Annotated in this window: 15 protein-coding genes, 1 tRNA gene and 1 pseudogene; all 17 read left to right on the top strand. The window is 65.7% G+C overall.

The genetic code is table 11. From position 1 onward, the window contains the following. Positions 1-335 (top strand): annotated as a pseudogene (gene tuf, locus D7X74_RS13945) (elongation factor Tu); the annotation flags it as partial. A 94-nt stretch (positions 336-429) separates the two neighbouring features. Beyond that, the gene (gene rpmG / locus D7X74_RS13940) at positions 430-594 is read left to right on the top strand and encodes a 50S ribosomal protein L33 (RefSeq protein WP_002617522.1); all 165 of its coding nucleotides are present in this window, start codon (positions 430-432) and stop codon (positions 592-594) included. A 22-nt stretch (positions 595-616) separates the two neighbouring features. Beyond that, positions 617-692 (top strand) — tRNA-Trp (locus tag D7X74_RS13935). 88 nt (positions 693-780) lie between these two features. After that, entirely contained in the window at positions 781-1,224 is a 444-nt protein-coding gene (gene secE / locus D7X74_RS13930) for a preprotein translocase subunit SecE (RefSeq protein WP_120533440.1), read from the top strand. Further along, positions 1,224-1,772: a transcription termination/antitermination protein NusG gene (gene nusG / locus D7X74_RS13925; protein ID WP_120533439.1), complete on the top strand. Its 549-nt coding sequence runs from the start codon at positions 1,224-1,226 to the stop codon at positions 1,770-1,772. Before secE ends, nusG begins: the two co-directional genes overlap by 1 nt. Before the next feature lie 103 nt (positions 1,773-1,875). Continuing rightward, a complete protein-coding gene (gene rplK / locus D7X74_RS13920; RefSeq protein WP_120533438.1) occupies positions 1,876-2,322 on the top strand; it encodes a 50S ribosomal protein L11 in 447 nt (148 codons plus the stop codon). A 28-nt stretch (positions 2,323-2,350) separates the two neighbouring features. After that, the gene (rplA, locus tag D7X74_RS13915; RefSeq protein ID WP_120533437.1) at positions 2,351-3,064 is read left to right on the top strand and encodes a 50S ribosomal protein L1; all 714 of its coding nucleotides are present in this window, start codon (positions 2,351-2,353) and stop codon (positions 3,062-3,064) included. A gap of 396 nt (positions 3,065-3,460) precedes the next feature. Beyond that, positions 3,461-3,982, top strand: a complete 522-nt coding sequence (rplJ, locus tag D7X74_RS13910) for a 50S ribosomal protein L10 (protein WP_120533436.1) — start codon at positions 3,461-3,463, stop codon at positions 3,980-3,982. A 92-nt stretch (positions 3,983-4,074) separates the two neighbouring features. Further along, complete coding sequence (gene rplL, locus D7X74_RS13905; RefSeq protein ID WP_120533435.1) at positions 4,075-4,443, top strand: 50S ribosomal protein L7/L12; 369 nt, start codon at positions 4,075-4,077, stop codon at positions 4,441-4,443. Positions 4,444-4,623: 180 nt separating this feature from the next. Continuing rightward, the gene (gene rpoB / locus D7X74_RS13900) at positions 4,624-8,850 is read left to right on the top strand and encodes a DNA-directed RNA polymerase subunit beta (RefSeq protein WP_120533434.1); all 4,227 of its coding nucleotides are present in this window, start codon (positions 4,624-4,626) and stop codon (positions 8,848-8,850) included. Positions 8,851-8,982: 132 nt separating this feature from the next. Further along, a complete protein-coding gene (gene rpoC / locus D7X74_RS13895) occupies positions 8,983-13,191 on the top strand; it encodes a DNA-directed RNA polymerase subunit beta' (RefSeq protein ID WP_120533433.1) in 4,209 nt (1,402 codons plus the stop codon). Positions 13,192-13,369: 178 nt separating this feature from the next. Further along, a complete protein-coding gene (locus D7X74_RS13890; RefSeq protein WP_120533432.1) occupies positions 13,370-13,822 on the top strand; it encodes a hypothetical protein in 453 nt (150 codons plus the stop codon). Positions 13,823-13,926: 104 nt separating this feature from the next. Continuing rightward, positions 13,927-14,277: a phasin family protein gene (locus tag D7X74_RS13885; RefSeq protein ID WP_120533431.1), complete on the top strand. Its 351-nt coding sequence runs from the start codon at positions 13,927-13,929 to the stop codon at positions 14,275-14,277. Then, the gene (locus D7X74_RS13880; RefSeq protein ID WP_120533430.1) at positions 14,274-15,035 is read left to right on the top strand and encodes a lytic transglycosylase domain-containing protein; all 762 of its coding nucleotides are present in this window, start codon (positions 14,274-14,276) and stop codon (positions 15,033-15,035) included. Before D7X74_RS13885 ends, D7X74_RS13880 begins: the two co-directional genes overlap by 4 nt. Before the next feature lie 146 nt (positions 15,036-15,181). After that, positions 15,182-15,871: a hypothetical protein gene (locus D7X74_RS13875; RefSeq protein WP_120533429.1), complete on the top strand. Its 690-nt coding sequence runs from the start codon at positions 15,182-15,184 to the stop codon at positions 15,869-15,871. Positions 15,872-15,901: 30 nt separating this feature from the next. Continuing rightward, positions 15,902-16,366, top strand: a complete 465-nt coding sequence (locus D7X74_RS13870) for a social motility and stimulation tgl protein (RefSeq protein WP_120533428.1) — start codon at positions 15,902-15,904, stop codon at positions 16,364-16,366. 23 nt (positions 16,367-16,389) lie between these two features. Next, on the top strand, positions 16,390-17,148 hold the full coding sequence (gene tgl, locus D7X74_RS13865; protein ID WP_120533427.1) for a social motility TPR repeat lipoprotein Tgl: 759 nt from the start codon (positions 16,390-16,392) through the stop codon (positions 17,146-17,148). The last annotated feature ends 12 nt before the right edge of the window (positions 17,149-17,160 follow it).

Raw genomic sequence — 17,160 nt, 5'->3', positions numbered from 1 at the left:
GCGAGGACATGGAGCGTGGCCAGGTGCTGGCGAAGCCGGGCTCCATCACGCCGCACACCAAGTTCAAGGCGCAGATCTACGTGCTGTCGAAGGAAGAGGGTGGGCGCCACACCCCGTTCTTCAAGGGCTACCGCCCGCAGTTCTACTTCCGCACGACGGACGTGACGGGGACGGTGAAGCTGCCGGACAACGTCGAGATGGTGATGCCGGGCGACAACATCGCGATCGAGGTGGAACTCATCACCCCGGTGGCGATGGAGAAGGAGCTGCGGTTCGCCGTTCGTGAGGGTGGCCGTACGGTGGGCGCGGGCGTCGTTGCGGAGATCATCGCCTGATCGGCTTCACGCCGACCAGCTTCCACGGGCACTGAGTTGCCGAGGGGAGGGCTGCTTTTGTAGCCTTCCCCTCTCGCATCTGGTGAAATGAGCCATGCCGAAGGGTAACCGTTCCATCATCTCGCTCGAGTGCACCACGTGCAAAGAGCGGAACTACACGACCACGAAGAACAAGCGGAAGAGCCAGGACAAGCTCGAGTTGAGCAAGTTCTGCCCTCGGTGCCGCAAGCATACGGACCACAAGGAAGGCAAGGTCTAGGTCGCGCGTTCCATGAAGGTTTAGGCCAGTAGCTCCAACGGTAGAGCAGCGGTCTCCAAATCCGCGTGTTGGGGGTTCGAATCCCTCCTGGCCTGCCAGCTTCAGTACAGGGACCCCCGGTACCGAGCGGTGCCGGGGGTCCCTGCCTTTTCGCAGTCCAGCTTCCGCAGTCCCTCGTGAGGCACCATGGCGACGGCAACTGAGGCCAGCCAGCAGGCTAACCGCTCGGGCATCGACCCCAAGCGGCTCGTGGTCATCTTCTATCTCGTCGCCGGCATCGTCCTGGCCCTCTTCCTGGAGCACGTCTTCGGGTTGCTCTGGAGCCGGTTCGGCTGGAGCGACGTCGAGCTCTTCGAAGGTCTGGGTTGGCGAGTATCGACCCTCGTGGGCTACGCCGTGGCCCTGGGGTTGGTGCTGGCGGCCTACTTCCACCCCCGCACGCACGCGCTGTCCATCGACGTGGCGTCCGAGCTGATGAAGGTCACCTGGCCTACCTGGTCGGAGACCCGCGCTTCGACCATGGCCGTGGTCGTCGCCTCGCTCGTGGCGGCCATCCTGCTCTTCTGCATCGACACCGTCGCGTACAACTTGATGGTGGAGTGGCTGCCTGCCCTGTGGGGGAAGCTGTAATGGCGAAGAAATGGTTCACCGTCCAGACCTACTCGAACTACGAGAACCAGGCGAAGAAGAACCTGGAAGAGCAGGTGCGCCTCAAGGGCCTGCAGGACCAGGACTTGATCGGTGAGATCCTCATCCCCATGGAGCAGGTCGTGGAGATGGTGAACGGCGAGAAGAAGACCACCCGCCGCAAGCTCTTCCCGGGCTACATCTTCGTCCAGATGGAGCTCAGCGACACGACCCTGCACCTGGTGAAGAACACCTCCAAGGTGACCGGCTTCCCGGGCGTCGGGCAGAATGAGCAGCCCCGTCCCATGTCGGACGCGGAGGTCGCTCGGCTCACCGCCCAGGTGACCGAGGGCGCCCACAAGGCCAAGCCCAAGGTCCAGTTCGAGACGAGCGACACGGTGCGCGTCATCGATGGCCCGTTCGCCAACTTCAACGGCACGGTGGAGGAGGTCAACCCGGAGAAGGGCCGCGTGCGCGTGCTCGTCAGCATCTTCGGTCGTGCGACCCCCGTGGAGCTCGATTTCATGCAGGTGGAGAAGACCACCGGCTAAACAGGCTTCCGCGTCCGGATGACGGGCGCGGATCAACGGGTGGGAGGGTCGTCCCGTCTGGCGACCCGCTGGAACCACCCCATCGAAAGGCAGCAGTCCGCCGATGAAGAAGATCACAGGTCAGGTCAAGTTGCAGATTCCCGCCGGCAAGGCGAACCCCGCCCCGCCGATTGGTCCCGCCCTCGGTCAGCAGGGCGTGAACATCATGGAGTTCTGCAAGCAGTTCAATGCCAAGACGCAGGCAGAGGCGAAGGAAGGTCTCATCATCCCGGTGATCATCACCGTGTATGCGGACCGCTCCTTCACCTTCATCATGAAGACGCCTCCCGCCGCCATCCTCATCAAGAAGGCCGCGGGTCTCCACACGGAGAAGAAGAAGGGTTCGGGCGCGAAGAAGCCGGGCAAGGAGAAGGTGGGGCAGATCACCCGGAAGCAACTCGAGGAGATCGCCAACAAGAAGATCCAGGACACCACCGCCGCGTCCCTCGAAGCCTGCATGAACACCATTGCTGGCACCGCGCGCTCCATGGGCATCGAAGTCGTCGGCTAGCCCGCCCCCTCTCTCAAGGATTCCTGCCATGGCTACCAATGGAAAGAAGTTCCGCGCGTCCTCCGAGCTGGTGGACCGCAACAAGCGCTACCCCGTCGCCGAGGGCTTCGCGCTGCTGAAGAAGACGGTCGAGTCGCGTGCGACGAAGTACGACCAGACGGTGGATGTCGCCATCAACCTGGGCGTGGACCCGAAGCACGCGGACCAGATGGTCCGTGGCGCCGTGGTGCTCCCGCACGGTACCGGCGCCACCGTGCGCGTGGCCGTGTTCGCCAAGGGCGAGCGCGCCACCGAGGCGGCCAACGCCGGCGCCGACATCGTGGGCGCGGAGGACCTCCAGAAGCGCATCGAGGAGGGCTTCCTCGACTTCGATACCGTCATCGCGACGCCGGACATGATGGGCGTGGTCGGTCGCCTCGGTAAGGTGCTCGGTCCCCGCGGCCTCATGCCCAACCCGAAGGTCGGCACGGTCACCATGGACGTCGCCAAGGCCATCCGCGACTCCAAGGGCGGTAAGGTCGACTTCCGCGCGGAGAAGGCGGGCATCGTCCACGCGAAGATGGGCAAGGCCTCCTTCGAAACGGCCAAGCTCGAGGCGAACTTCAACGCGCTGGTGGACCTGGTGATGAAGCTCAAGCCGGCCACCGCCAAGGGCGTGTACCTGCAGGGCATCGCCATCTCGACGACGATGGGGCCGGGCATCAAGCTCGACACCACCGAAATCCTGGCGCGCCACCGCTAGTTCGCGGCGCCAGCGGGCCGGAAAAGGTGCGCTCCCTGACGGGGAGTGTCCGTCCTGTCGCCTGCTGAACGTCGGTCTCATAGAAAGTGCTGGATCTTTGCGAAAGCCGGGGGTATAGGCCCCCGGCTTTTGCAATTGGAGCGCCATGTCGAGAGACGCGGCGTTCCGACCTGGTTCATGACAGCAGGGACCTGGAAGGGAAGAAGACGCGTCCGTTGGGAACCGGGCAACCGGTCGGGCGTTCATTCCACTCCAGGTTCAAACGGCCGCAAGGTCAGCCCTGCCGAGACTGGAGGTGCGGTGTGGTGCCTCTCGGAGGCTCCTCCCTCGCTCTGCCACTTTGGCCCAGGCATCACGCCCGACCGTCAGGTCGGGCCATAAAGGAGGTGAGTCAAGGTGCTGAAGAGCGAGAAGGAAGTGATGATCAAGGAACTCCACGAGAAGTTCGCCCGGACCAAGTCCGCGGTGGTCGCCGAGTTCTCCAAGGTGGATGTGGAGACGGTGACCAAGCTTCGTCGGAAGTTCCGCGAGGGCAAGGTCGAGTACAAGGTCATCAAGAACACGCTGGCGCGCCGTGCCGCTGAGGGTACGTCCGTCTCCGTGATTTCGGATGACTTCACGGGTCCCGTGGCCCTGTGCATCAGCTACGACGACGTGGTGGCTCCTGCCAAGATCCTGATGGATTTCATCAAGGACATGGAGACCATCAAGGTCCGCAGCGCCGTGGTGGACGGCCGCAAGGTCGACGTCAACGGTGTGAAGGCGCTGGCGAAGTTGCCGGGCCTCAACGAGCTCCGAGGGCAGTTGCTCGGAATGCTTACCCAGCCTGCTGGCAAGCTGGTTCGGACCATCGCGGCCCCCGGGTCGCAGCTCGCGCGGGTCATCCAGGCCAACGCGGACAAGTCGAAGCCCGAGTAATCGTCCCGAGAAGTTTTTCTACCGCAACCCCCACGGCTGGGCTGACCCACTGGGTCGCCGGCCGTTAGTCAACACCAGAAGGACACAGTTCCATGGCTGACCTGAACAAGATTGCCGAAGACCTCTCCTCCCTGACCATCCTGGAGGCCGCTGAGCTCGTGAAGGCCCTCGAGGCCAAGTGGGGCGTTTCCGCCGCGGCCGTTGCCGTTGCCGCGGGTCCTGCCGTCGCCGCCGCTCCTGTCGAGGAGAAGACGGAGTTCAACGTCATTCTCGCGAACGCGGGCGCGAACAAGATCAACGTCATCAAGGAGATCCGCGCCATCACCGGCCTGGGCCTGAAGGAGGCCAAGGACCTGGTCGAGGGCGCGCCCAAGACGGTCAAGGAAGGCGTCAACAAGGACGACGCCAAGAAGATCAAGGACCAGCTCACCGCGGCTGGCGCCACCGTCGAAGTGAAGTAGTTCTGACAGGGGCTGTCCTGTTCTTCCGGGAAATCCCGGGCAGCCTCCTGACTGGATGAGCAGGCCGGCGTCCCCTTTGCTGGGGCGCCGGCTTTGCCCATTTGACATTTGCCAAATTTCCCGGCGCCGCCGCGCGTTACTGAAGTTTGCCCCGCCCGAGCAGCCGTCTCCGGAGACCGAATGCCGACGCAGATCCAGAACAATTTCCGCGTGCGGAAGACCTTCGCCAAAATCGCGAAGATCATCGACATTCCCAATCTCATCAACATCCAGAAGCAGTCCTACGAAAAGTTCCTCCAGGCCGACATTGCCCCGGAGAAGCGCGAGGACCTTGGCCTTCAGGGTGTCTTCAAGTCCGTCTTCCCGATCCGGGACTTCAACGAGACCTCCTCGCTGGAGTTTGTCAGCTATCACCTGGAAAAGCCGAAGTACGACGTCGATGAGTGCCACCAGCGTGGAATGACCTACTCGGCGCCCATCAAGGTCGTCGTGCGCCTGGTCGTTTGGGACAAGGACGAGGAGACCGGCGCCCAGTCGATCCGCGATGTGAAGGAGCAGGAAGTCTATTTCGGCGAAATCCCGCTGATGACCCAGAACGGTACGTTCATCATCAACGGCACCGAGCGCGTCGTGGTGAGCCAGCTGCACCGCAGCCCGGGTGCGTTCTTCGACCACGACAAGGGCAAGAGCCACTCGTCGGGCAAGCTGCTCTACAACGCCCGCATCATCCCGTACCGCGGCTCGTGGATCGACTTCGAGTTCGACCACAAGGACCTGCTGTACGTGCGCATCGACCGGCGCCGCAAGCTGCCGGCCACCGTGCTCATCCGCGCCCTGGGCGCCGTCGGTGACACGGCGAAGAAGAACCCGCTCGACTTCAAGGGTTCCACCGAGGAGATCCTCAACTACTACTACGCCACCGAGACGATCTACCTGCAGAGCGCCGCCGACTTCGAGAAGAGCGTCGAGCTGGAACTCCTGCCGGGTCAGCGCGCCACGCGCGACATCAAGACCAAGTCCGGTGACCTGATCGTCAAGAAGAACCGCAAGTTCACGCGCGCCGCCATCAAGAAGCTCGAAGCGGCGAAGATGACGAAGCTGCCCATCGACGCGGACGAGCTCTTCACCAAGGTGTCCGCCTACGACGTCGTGGACGAGAACACCGGCGAGGTCATCCTCGAGTGCAACGAGGAGGTCTCGCAGGAGAAGGTGGACGAGCTCCTCAAGCGCGACATCAAGGAGTTCAAGGTCCTCTTCATCGACAACCTCAACGTGGGTCCGTATCTGCGTGAGACGTTGATGCTGGACAAGATCGAGTCGCCCGAGCAGGCCATCATGGAGATCTACCGGCGCCTGCGCCCGGGTGATCCCCCGACGCCGGAGACGGCGACGAACCTGTTCAGCAACCTGTTCTTCAATCCGGAGCGCTACGACCTGTCCAAGGTCGGCCGCCTCAAGCTGAACTTCAAGTTCAGCCTCGAGGAGCCCCTGGATGGCCAGATCCTCACCAAGCGCGACATCCTGGAGGTCATCCGCTACCTGATCGACCTCAAGAACGGCAAGGGGACGATCGACGACATCGACCACCTGGGCAACCGGCGCGTGCGCGCGGTAGGTGAGTTGCTGGAGAACCAGTACCGCATCGGTCTGGTTCGCATGGAGCGGGCGATCAAGGAGCGCATGAGCCTCCAGGAGATCGAGACGCTCATGCCGCACGATCTCATCAACGCCAAGCCCGTGACGGCGGTCATCAAGGAGTTCTTCGGCTCCAGCCAGCTGTCGCAGTTCATGGACCAGACGAACCCGCTCTCGGAAGTGACGCACAAGCGTCGCCTCTCCGCGCTCGGGCCTGGCGGTCTCACGCGTGAGCGCGCCGGCTTCGAGGTGCGCGACGTGCACCCGACGCACTACGGCCGCATCTGCCCCATCGAGACGCCGGAAGGTCCGAACATCGGCCTCATCGCGTCGCTGTCGACCTACGCGCGCGTCAACGAGTTCGGCTTCGTGGAGACGCCGTACCGCAAGGTGGACGCGGGCAGCGTGACGGCGGACGTGGCCTTCTACTCGGCGCTCGAGGAGGAGAAGCACACCATCGCCCAGGCGAACGCGGAGACGGACAAGAAGGGCAAGTTCGTCAACGCGCTGGTGCAGAGCCGCCGCAGCGGCGAGTTCGTCCAGGTCAAGGCCGAGGACGTGGACCTGATGGACGTGTCCCCGAACCAGCTGGTGTCGGTGGCCGCCTCCCTCATCCCGTTCCTGGAGAACGACGACGCGAACCGCGCGCTCATGGGCTCCAACATGCAGCGTCAGGCCGTGCCGCTGCTGCGCACGTCCGCGCCGCTCGTGGGCACGGGCATCGAGGCCATCGTCGCCCGCGACTCGGGCGTCACCTGCGTGGCGCGCCGCGACGGCATCGTGGAGTCGGTGGACGCCAGCCGCATCGTGGTGAAGGCGGACTCCAACGCGGCCCTGAGCGACGTGTCGAGCGAGGTGGATATCTACAACCTGCTCAAGTACCAGCGCTCCAACCAGAACACGTGCCTCAACCAGAAGCCCATCATCCGCAAGGGTGACCGGGTGAAGAAGGGCGACGTGATCGCGGACGGTCCGGCCACCGAGACCGGTGAGCTGGCGCTGGGACAGAACATCGTCGTCGCGTTCATGCCGTGGCAGGGCTACAACTTCGAAGACTCCATCCTGCTCAGCGAGCGCATCCTCAAGGAGGACGTCTTCACGTCCATCCACATCGAGGAGTTCGAGTGCATCGCGCGCGACACCAAGCTGGGCAAGGAGGAGATCACCCGCGACATCCCGAACGTGGGTGAGGAAGCCCTCAAGGACCTGGACGAGAGCGGCATCATCCGCATCGGCGCCGAGGTGAAGCCCGGCGACGTGCTGGTGGGCAAGATCACCCCGAAGGGCGAGACCCAGCTCTCCCCCGAAGAGAAGCTGCTGCGCGCCATCTTCGGTGAGAAGGCCGGCGACGTGCGTGACAGCTCCCTGCGCGTGCCTCCGGGCGTCGTGGGCACCGTCATCAACGCCAAGGTGTTCAGCCGCAAGGGCGTGGAGAAGGACGAGCGCGCCAAGCAGATCGAGTCCATGGAGGAGGCGAAGCTCCTCAAGGATCAGAACGACGAGATCAAGGTCCTCCAGGACTCCGCCTACAGCCGCCTCCGCGGCCTGGTTCGCGGCAAGGAGGTCCAGGGCAAGCTCGTGGACGACAAGGGGAAGATCCTCCTGAAGAAGGGGGACATCCTCAACGACGAGCTGCTGACCACGGTGCCCTACAAGTACTGGGGCGAGATCTCCGTCGGTGAGCCGCTGGACGCGCGCCTGCGCGACATCCTGCGCAGCCTGGAAGACACGAAGGAGGCCGTGAAGCTGGCCTTCGGCGAGAAGATTGCCCGCATCAAGAAGGGCGACGAGCTTCCTCCGGGCGTCATCAAGATGGTGAAGGTGTACGTCGCCATCAAGCGCAAGCTGGCGGTGGGCGACAAGATGGCCGGTCGCCACGGCAACAAGGGCGTTGTGTCCCGCGTCCTCCCCGAGGAGGACATGCCGTACCTGGAGGACGGGCGTCCGGTGGACATCGTCCTCAACCCGCTCGGCGTCCCCAGCCGCATGAACATCGGGCAGATCCTCGAGGTCCACCTGGGTTGGGCCGCGAAGGGCGTCGGCGAGCAGCTGCAGCGCTACCTCGACGAGAACTTCAGCGGCGAGCAGCTCAAGAAGCAGCTGAAGACCGTGTACGACGACAAGGCCTTCGGCGACTTCGTGGACGGCCTGTCCGACCAGGAGGTCCAGGACCTCTGCCGTCGCCTGAAGAAGGGCATCCACGTTGCGACGCCGGTGTTCGACGGCGCCCGCGAGACGGAGCTGCACGCTCTCTTCGACGAAGGCCGCCTGCCCCGCTCGGGCCAGATGGTGCTCTTCGACGGTCGCACGGGTGAGCCGTTCGACCAGAATGTCACCGTGGGCGTGATGTACATGCTCAAGCTGCACCACCTGGTGGACGAGAAGATCCACGCCCGTTCCATCGGGCCCTACTCGCTCGTCACGCAGCAGCCCCTGGGCGGCAAGGCCCAGTTCGGCGGCCAGCGTCTGGGAGAGATGGAAGTGTGGGCGATGGAGGCCTACGGCGCGGCGTACACGCTGCAGGAGTTCCTCACCGTCAAGTCGGACGACGTGGTGGGCCGCACGCGCATGTACGAGGCGATCGTCAAGGGCGACAACGTCCTGGAGAGCGGCCTGCCCGAGTCGTTCAACGTGCTCCTCAAGGAACTCCAGTCGCTGGCCCTGGACGTGGAATTGCTGGAGAGCGCGCCCCCGGAGCGTCAGCGCAGCTTCGGCGGCGACTTCCTGGGTGGTGGCGACGGCGAGGACCGGAAGTCCGGGACCGAAGCCTAGGCCTTTTTAGCAGCCGGTGCGCCCGCCTGACCGGTCGGTATCGCTTCCTCGTGGAGGGAGCGGCCGACCGGGTGCAGGGCGGGGGCCCGAAACGTTTGGCGCCTTGAGCGCTCATAAGTTTTCGGAGGCAACGTGAAGGACATTTTCAACTTCTTCGAGAAGCCGAAGGACCCGCTGTCGTTCAACGCCATCCGCATCGCGCTGGCGTCGCCCGACAAGATTCGGCAGTGGTCGCACGGCGAGGTGAAGAAGCCGGAGACCATCAACTACCGTACGTTCAAGCCGGAGCGTGACGGCCTGTTCTGCGCGCGCATCTTCGGTCCCGTGAAGGACTACGAGTGCAACTGCGGCAAGTACAAGCGCATGAAGCACCGCGGCGTCGTGTGTGAGAAGTGCGGCGTGGAGGTCATCCAGTCCAAGGTGCGTCGTGAGCGCCTGGGGCACATCACGCTCGCCACGCCCGTGGCCCACATCTGGTTCCTCAAGTCGCTGCCCAGCCGCATCGGCAACCTGCTCGACATCACCCTCAAGGAGATGGAGAAGGTGCTGTACTGCGAGAGCTACATGGTCATCGACCCGAAGGCGACGCCGCTGCAGCGTGGCGAGCTCGTCTCCGAGGAGAAGATGCACCGGCTCTTCCAGGAGCACGGCGAGGACTCGTTCACCGCGGGCATGGGCGGCGAGGCTGTCCGTGAGATGCTCAAGTCCCTGGACGTGGAGAAGCTGTCCGAGGAACTGCGCAAGGACATGCGCGAGACCACCAGCGAGGCGAAGCGGAAGAAGTACGCCAAGCGCCTGAAGGTGGCCGAGGCGTTCCGCGTCTCCGGCAACAAGCCGGAATGGATGATGTTGGACGTCATCCCGGTCATCCCGCCCGACCTGCGTCCGCTCGTTCCCCTGGACGGTGGCCGCTTCGCGACCTCCGACCTGAACGACCTGTACCGCCGCGTCATCAACCGGAACAACCGCCTCAAGCGGCTCCAGGAATTGAACGCGCCGGACATCATCATCCGCAACGAGAAGCGGATGCTCCAGGAGGCCGTGGACGCGCTGTTCGACAACGGCCGCCGCGGCAAGACCATCACCGGCCCGAACAAGCGGCCGCTGAAGTCGCTGTCCGACATGCTCAAGGGCAAGCAGGGCCGGTTCCGTCAGAACCTCCTCGGCAAGCGCGTGGACTACTCGGGCCGCTCCGTCATCGTCGTCGGTCCCGAGCTGCGCCTGCACCAGTGCGGCCTGCCGAAGATCATGGCGCTCGAGCTCTTCAAGCCGTTCATCTACAACAAGCTCGAAGAGAAGGGCTACGTCACCACCATCAAGTCGGCGAAGAAGATGGTGGAGAAGGAGCGTCCTGAGGTCTGGGACATCCTCGAGGACGTGATCCGCGAGCACCCGGTGCTCCTCAACCGCGCCCCCACGCTGCACCGTCTGGGCATGCAGGCCTTCGAGCCCGTCCTCATCGAGGGCAAGGCCATCCAGCTGCACCCGCTGGTCTGCGCCGCGTTCAACGCCGACTTCGACGGCGACCAGATGGCCGTGCACGTGCCGCTGTCCATCGAGGCCCAGATGGAAGCGCGCGTCCTGATGATGTCGACGAACAACATCCTCAGCCCCGCGAACGGCAAGCCCATCATCGTCCCGACGCAGGACATGGTGCTCGGCATCTATTACATGACCCGCGCCCGCGAGTTCGCCAACGGCGAAGGCCGCGTGTTCGCGTCGCCGGAAGAAGTGCGCGCCGCGTACGACCACGGCGAGGTGCACCTGCAGGCCAAGGTGGTGTGCCGTATCGACGCCAAGCGCAAGGAGACCACGGTCGGCCGCGTGCTGCTGTGGGAAGTCGTTCCGCGCCGCGTGGGCTTCGACGCCATCAACAAGGTGCTCGACAAGAAGTCGCTCGGTAACCTCATCGACCTCTGCTACCGCCTCACGGGCGAGAAGGAGACGGTGCTGCTGGCCGACCGCATCCGGAGCCTGGGTTACTTCCACGCGACCCGCGCCGGCATCTCCATCGCGCTCAAGGACATGATCATCCCTGCGAAGAAGCAGGAGTTCCTGGACTACGCGCGCAAGGAAGTGGCGGAGATCGAGAACCAGTACCTCGAGGGCCTCATCACCGACGGTGAGCGCTACAACAAGGTCATCGATATCTGGGCGGAGATCACCGAGAAGGTCGCCCAGGAGATGATGCAGCAGATCTCCACCGACGAGGCCACCGGGGACGTGGACGGCAAGCGCATCTCGCGCAAGCAGCCGTCGTTCAACCCCATCTACATCATGGCCGACTCGGGCGCGCGCGGCAGCGCCCAGCAGATCCGTCAGCTGGCCGGTATGCGCGGCCTGATGGCCAAGCCCTCCGGCGAAATCATCGAGACGCCCATCACGGCCAACTTCCGTGAAGGCCTCTCCGTGCTCCAGTACTTCATCTCCACGCACGGCGCCCGCAAGGGTCTGGCGGACACGGCGCTCAAGACGGCCAACTCCGGTTACCTCACCCGCCGTCTCGTCGACGTGGCGCAGGACGCCATCATCAACGAGTACGACTGCGGCACCATGGACGGTCTGTTCATCGGCGCCTTGGTCGAGGGCGGCGAGATCATCGAGCCGCTGGGTGAGCGCATCCTGGGCCGCGTGGCCCTGGACGACATCCTCGACCCCGTGACGGGCGAGGTGCTGGTGCGCGCCAACGAGGAGATCGACGAGGAGCGCGTCCGCCGCATCGAGAACAGCGGTCTGGACCGGGTGAAGATCCGCTCGGTGCTGACGTGCCAGGCCAAGCGCGGCATCTGCGTGGAGTGCTACGGCCGTGACCTGGCGCGTGGCCGCAAGGTGTCCGTCGGCGAGGCCGTGGGCGTCATCGCGGCGCAGTCCATCGGCGAGCCGGGTACCCAGCTCACGATGCGCACCTTCCACATCGGTGGTGCGGCGACGCGGCGCGCGGAGCAGTCCAGCCTGGAGAACCGCTACGCGGGCTCCGTGAAGTTCGCGGGCCTGAACACGGTGCAGAAGGCGGACGGCACGCTGGTGGCCATGAACCGCAACGGCGAGCTCGTCGTCGTCGACGAGTCGGGCCGCGAGCGCGAGCGCTACCAGATCATCTACGGCGCCCGCATCCTGGTGAAGGAACATCAGAAGCTGGAGCCGGGCGTGCTCCTGGCCGAGTGGGACCCGTTCGCGATTCCCCTGCTCACGGAAGTGGGCGGTGTCGTGCGCTACGAGGACATCATCGAAGGCGTGACGATGTCCGAGACGCTGGACGAAGTGACCGGTCTGTCTCGCAAGACGGTCATCGAGTCCAAGGACCCGGAGGCGCGTCCGCGCGTCACCATCCGCGACGCGCAGGGCAACGTGAAGGACCTGCCGTCCTCCCGCAACCAGGCGAGCTACTTCCTGCCCCAGGGCGCGATCATCACCGTGAACGACACGGATGAGATCTCCGCGGGCGAGGTCATCGCCAAGGTGCCGCGTGAAACGACGAAGACCAAGGACATCACGGGCGGTCTGCCCCGCGTGGCCGAGCTCTTCGAGGCGCGCAAGCCCAAGGACGCGGCGGCGATCGCGGAGATCGACGGCGTGGTGTCCTTCGGCAAGGACACCAAGGGCAAGCGCAAGCTCATCATCACCCCCGAGGTGAGCGGCGAGCAGCGCGCGGACCTGGCCAAGGAGTACCTGATCTCCAAGGGCAAGAGCATCAACGTCCACTCCGGCGACCGCGTGAAGGCCGGCGAGGCGATGATGGACGGCGCGGCCAACCCGCACGACATCCTCAAGGTGCTGGGCGAGAAGGAACTCGCGCGCTACCTGGTGGACGAAGTGCAGGAGGTCTACCGACTGCAGGGCGTGAAGATCAACGACAAGCACATCGAGACGATCGTCCGGCAGATGCTGCGCCGGGTGCGCGTCACCGACGTGGGCGACACCAACTTCCTGGTCGACGAGCAGGTCGAGAAGTGGGTGTTCGAGGAGGAGAACGAGAAGGTCATGGCCGAGGGCAAGCGCCCGGCCGTGGGTGAGCCGCTGCTGCTCGGCATCACCAAGGCCTCGCTCTCCACCGAGTCGTTCATCTCCTCGGCGTCGTTCCAGGAGACCACCAAGGTGCTCACCGAGGCCGCCATCAACGGCAAGGTGGACTACCTGCGCGGCCTCAAGGAGAACGTCATCATGGGCCGGCTCATCCCCGCCGGCACGGGCCTGCCGAACTACAAGCACCTCGACATCGAGGTGGAGAGCCCCACGGACGAGGTCAACGAGATGGAGGCCGCCCTGGCCGCTACCCACGGCGACGGTCCGCTGACCCCTCCGCCGTCGCGGCCGGACACCCGGTCCACCGACGTCGCCTAGTGCTTCCTGAGGAGCGTCCCTGACGCTCCCGGCAGTCAGCCGCCGTCCTGGGTCACCCGGGGCGGCGGCTTTCTCGTTTTGCACACTTCGTCTTCTGTCTCCTTGACAGTATGTCGCGGTGCGTTATGTTGACGCATCACGTTATACGAGCCCGGGAAGCCGGGCGGGGGAGCAGGACATGACGACGACGAGCGCGAAGGTGACGGCCGTGACGCAGAACGTGGAGAACTTCCTCAAGGGGCAGTTCTCCCAGGCCCAGAAGCGTTTCGAAGGTCTGGAAGGGGAGGCCAACAAGGCCTTCAAGGCGCTGGAGACGCGGGGCCAGGACGCGGCGAAGGAGGTCCAGGCCCTGTGGGTGAAGGTGCAGGCGGGTGAGCTGCGCACGGACCCCCGGGTGCAGGAGCTGAGCAAGAAGGTGGACGCGGCCAGCGTGGAGCTGCGCAAGCGGCTGGATGCGCTGCAGGCGAAGGTCGTGGAGGCCGTGGGAGTTGCCAGCCAGTCCCAGGTGGAGCAGATCACCCACGAGCTGGGCCGCCTGTCGAAGAAGCTGGATGTACTGCTGAAGCCCACCCGTCGGGCCCACGGCGCGACCAAGAATTCGGGCGGCGCGGCGTCTTCTCCGCGAGCCTGAGCAGCGTTTTCATAACCTGGGGGGTGTGCTTAGGTGGCCGCCCCCTTTAGTTCGAGCCCCGGGTTTCCGTTGAGGGAACGCCGGGGGACTCCCGGAGCGACTTCATGGACAACAACACCGAGGCCCCCCGAGAGAAGACCTCCGTGGCGGAGGCATTCGAGCGCATCTGGAGCCAGGCGCTCCTGGCGGTGAACACGGCGGAGGAGGAGGCCTCCCGCGCCGCGCAGCGCGTGGCGTCCGTCGCGGGCTGGAGCCAGGACGAGGTGAAGCGTCAGGCCCGTGAGTTCGCGGAGCGGCTGACGGGGCACCGCAAGGACCTGGAGCACAACGTGGAAGAGCGGGTCCGCACGGCCCTGACGTTGCTCAAGCTGCCGCGCCGCGAGGAGTTGCAGGCGTTTGGCAGCCGACTGGAGCGCCTCTCCGAGCGCATCCAGGCCCTGGAGCACCGCAAGTGAGTGGACCCGCCGCCTCGGGCGGCAGGTCGCTGGGAACGCGGTTCTTCGCGGGGCTGCATGCCCTGAGCAGCGGGTGCTCCCGGCTCCCGTTGCTCGCGGGCGTGGCGCTCGTGGTGTCCGCGCGGGTGGTGCCCCTCTTGGAGGAGCCCGCCCCCCCGTCCGTCGTTCCCGAGCTGGTGTCGCAGGAGTCCGTCTCCGAGGAGGCGATGCTCATCGACGCGGTGCTGGCCAAGCGCGCCCCGGACCTGGGGCTCACGCTGCGCCGGCGCCTGGGACAGGCCATCGACGAGGAGTCCCGCCGCACCGGGTATGATCCGCTGCTCGTGCTGGCGCTCATCGACGTGGAGTCCGACTTCGAGGAGGAGTCCATCTCCGACAAGGGCGCGCGGGGCCTGATGCAGATCAAGCCCAGCACGCTGCACTTCCTGGCGGAGAAGGAGGGGCTGCGGCTGTCGCGCGAAGAGGTGGTGGCCGACCCCGCCGTCTGCGTGCGCCTGGGCATCCGCTACCTGCGCTCGCTGCAGAGCCGGTTTGGCGGCGACCTGGACCTGGCGCTGATGGCGTACAACGCCGGCCCCACGCGCATCCGGGATGCCCTGAAGGCCGGGGAGCTGGAGAAGTTCCGCCGCTACCCCCGGGCCGTGCAGCGCGACTTCCGCCGCTTCCGCGAAGGCCACGGCCTGGGCGGGGACTGGGCGCTCGCGCAGCGGGAGCTGCCGCCCGAAACGCCCGGCGCGACGACGACCGCGGCCCCCTGACGGACGCCGTAGTGCCTTCCCGGTGAATGTTTGGGGCCGTGGCGGGTTCCAACCCACGCCACACTCGCCTTGTCCCGCTCCCCGGGGTGCGCTAAGTCGTTGCAAGCCCCCGGGACTGTTGAGGATTCCCTGGAGGGATGCCCCCCATGTCTCGTCCGTCCGCCCGCATCGCGCTCACTGTCGCCGCCACGCTGGTCCCCCTGTGGGCCCTGGCCGGCTCTGTCTTCCTCAACGGCGTCAACATCGACGGCGTGAAGAGCCAGCGCTTCGAGAAGGCCACCGTCCGCATCGACGCGGAGGGCAACGTCCACATCGACGCGCCGGGGTATGCCGCCCGCGTGACGACCGTGACGCCCACGCCGGCGGCCCCCGCCGCGAAGCCTCCTCCGGCCTCGCCGCCGGCCGCGGGGGCCCCTGTCGATGCCGGCGTCGCGACGGCGCCCGTTCCGGCGGCTCCCACGGCGCCCGTGCCGGGGCGCATCACCCAGCGCTACTGGCTGGTGACCGAGCAGACGACGCCGGGGATGACGGACTTCGACATCGACGTGTACGTGAACTCGCGCTGGGTGCGTCGTTTGCGCAACAACGAGGACCAGGTGGCGCAGGACATCACCCGTGAGTTGCGCCCCGGGCCGAACGCGGTGACGCTGATTGCCCGCAAGACGCCTGGAGGCACCCGCCGCAGCACGTCCGCCAGCAACGTCTTCAAGGTGATCATCGGGGAAGGCAATGAGGGCGGCGGCAACGTGATGATTGACACGCCCCTCATCCGCTTCCAGAAGACGGCTGCGGACGCGCAGGATGCGACCGAGGAGTTCACCCTCACCACCCGCTGACACGGGAGGGCGCGGGGAAGGGAGACGACGGTGTTCACCATCGACGAGCGTTACCGGGGGCTCCCCGCCAGTCGCGACCAGGTGCTCGCGTTGCACCTGTCCCTCAACGCGCCGCACGTGGCCATCCCCGGCAAGCAGGCTGGGCCGGCGCAGGCCTTCGTGGTGGGACTGCGCGGAGGGCAGGGTGCGGGCGTCTTCGTGTACCTGTACCTGGTGGAGGCCGGTGACTGCGCGGTGTACGTGTCCGGGCGGCGCGTCCAGTCCGCGGACGAGCTGCGGGAGGACGAGGACGACGCGCTCGGGTTCGTGGAGTCGCTGGGCTTCATGATGGACAACGCGAACTGGCGCGCGGTCGCGCCCGCGCAGCAGGACGAGTGGCTCAAGACGCTCCCCGTCTTCTTCAAGGAGCCCACGCTCGTGCCCGCCGTGAAGGCCCGCGCCGAAGAGAAGCGCAACGTCGCCACCACCCTGGGCCGCTTCCTGGCCGCGTTCTGAACCTCCACCCCGGATTGGCTCCCATGTTCCGCATCCCTTCCGCCTGTTGCCTCGCGTTCGTGCTCGCGTCCTGGGGTTGTGCGCACGTCCCTACGGAGAAGGAGCGCGAGAGTTCGGAGATCCACTACGACCTGGGCGTGCAGGCCCAGCAGCACGGCCACGTGCAGGACGCGCTCATGGAGTACCAGAAGGCGCTGGAGATGAACCCGGGCAACCCGGAGGCCCACAACGCGATGGGCATCCTGCTGCACCTGTCCTTCCGGCGGCTCGACGAGGCCGCGGCCCATTACGAGAAGGCGCTGGAGCTGCGTCCGACGTTCTCCGACGTGCGCAACAACCTGGGCAACCTGCGGTTGGATCAGGGGCGCTACGACGACGCCATCAAGCTGTACGAGGCGGCGCTCAACGACATGCAGTACCGCTTCGGCTTCTCCGCGCAGGGCAACCTGGGGTGGGCGCTCTACAAGAAGGGCGACACCGTGAACGCGCTGCAGAACATCAAGGCGGCGGTGACGACCAATCCGGAGTTCTGCATGGGCTTCCGGAACCTGGGCATCATCTACGACGAGACGGGCAAGACGGAGGAGGCCTGCCAGCAGTTCGCCCACTACCGCGAGAAGTGCCCGGACACGGCGGAGGCCTACCGCCGCGAAGGCGTGTGCCAGGCGAAGCTCGGGAACGTGGAGGCGGCGAAGGCGGCGCTCGCGGGCTGTGAAGCCAAGGCGCAGGCCTCCGAGCAGCTGCTCAAGGACGACTGCCGCTCACTGCTGCAACACCTCTAGCCGGGGGCCCAG

The organism is Corallococcus sp. CA047B, assembly GCF_003612065.1.
GTDB lineage: Bacteria > Myxococcota > Myxococcia > Myxococcales > Myxococcaceae > Corallococcus > Corallococcus praedator.
Note: the sequence above shows the minus strand (reverse complement) of the source record. Positions and strands in the feature narration are given on the sequence as shown.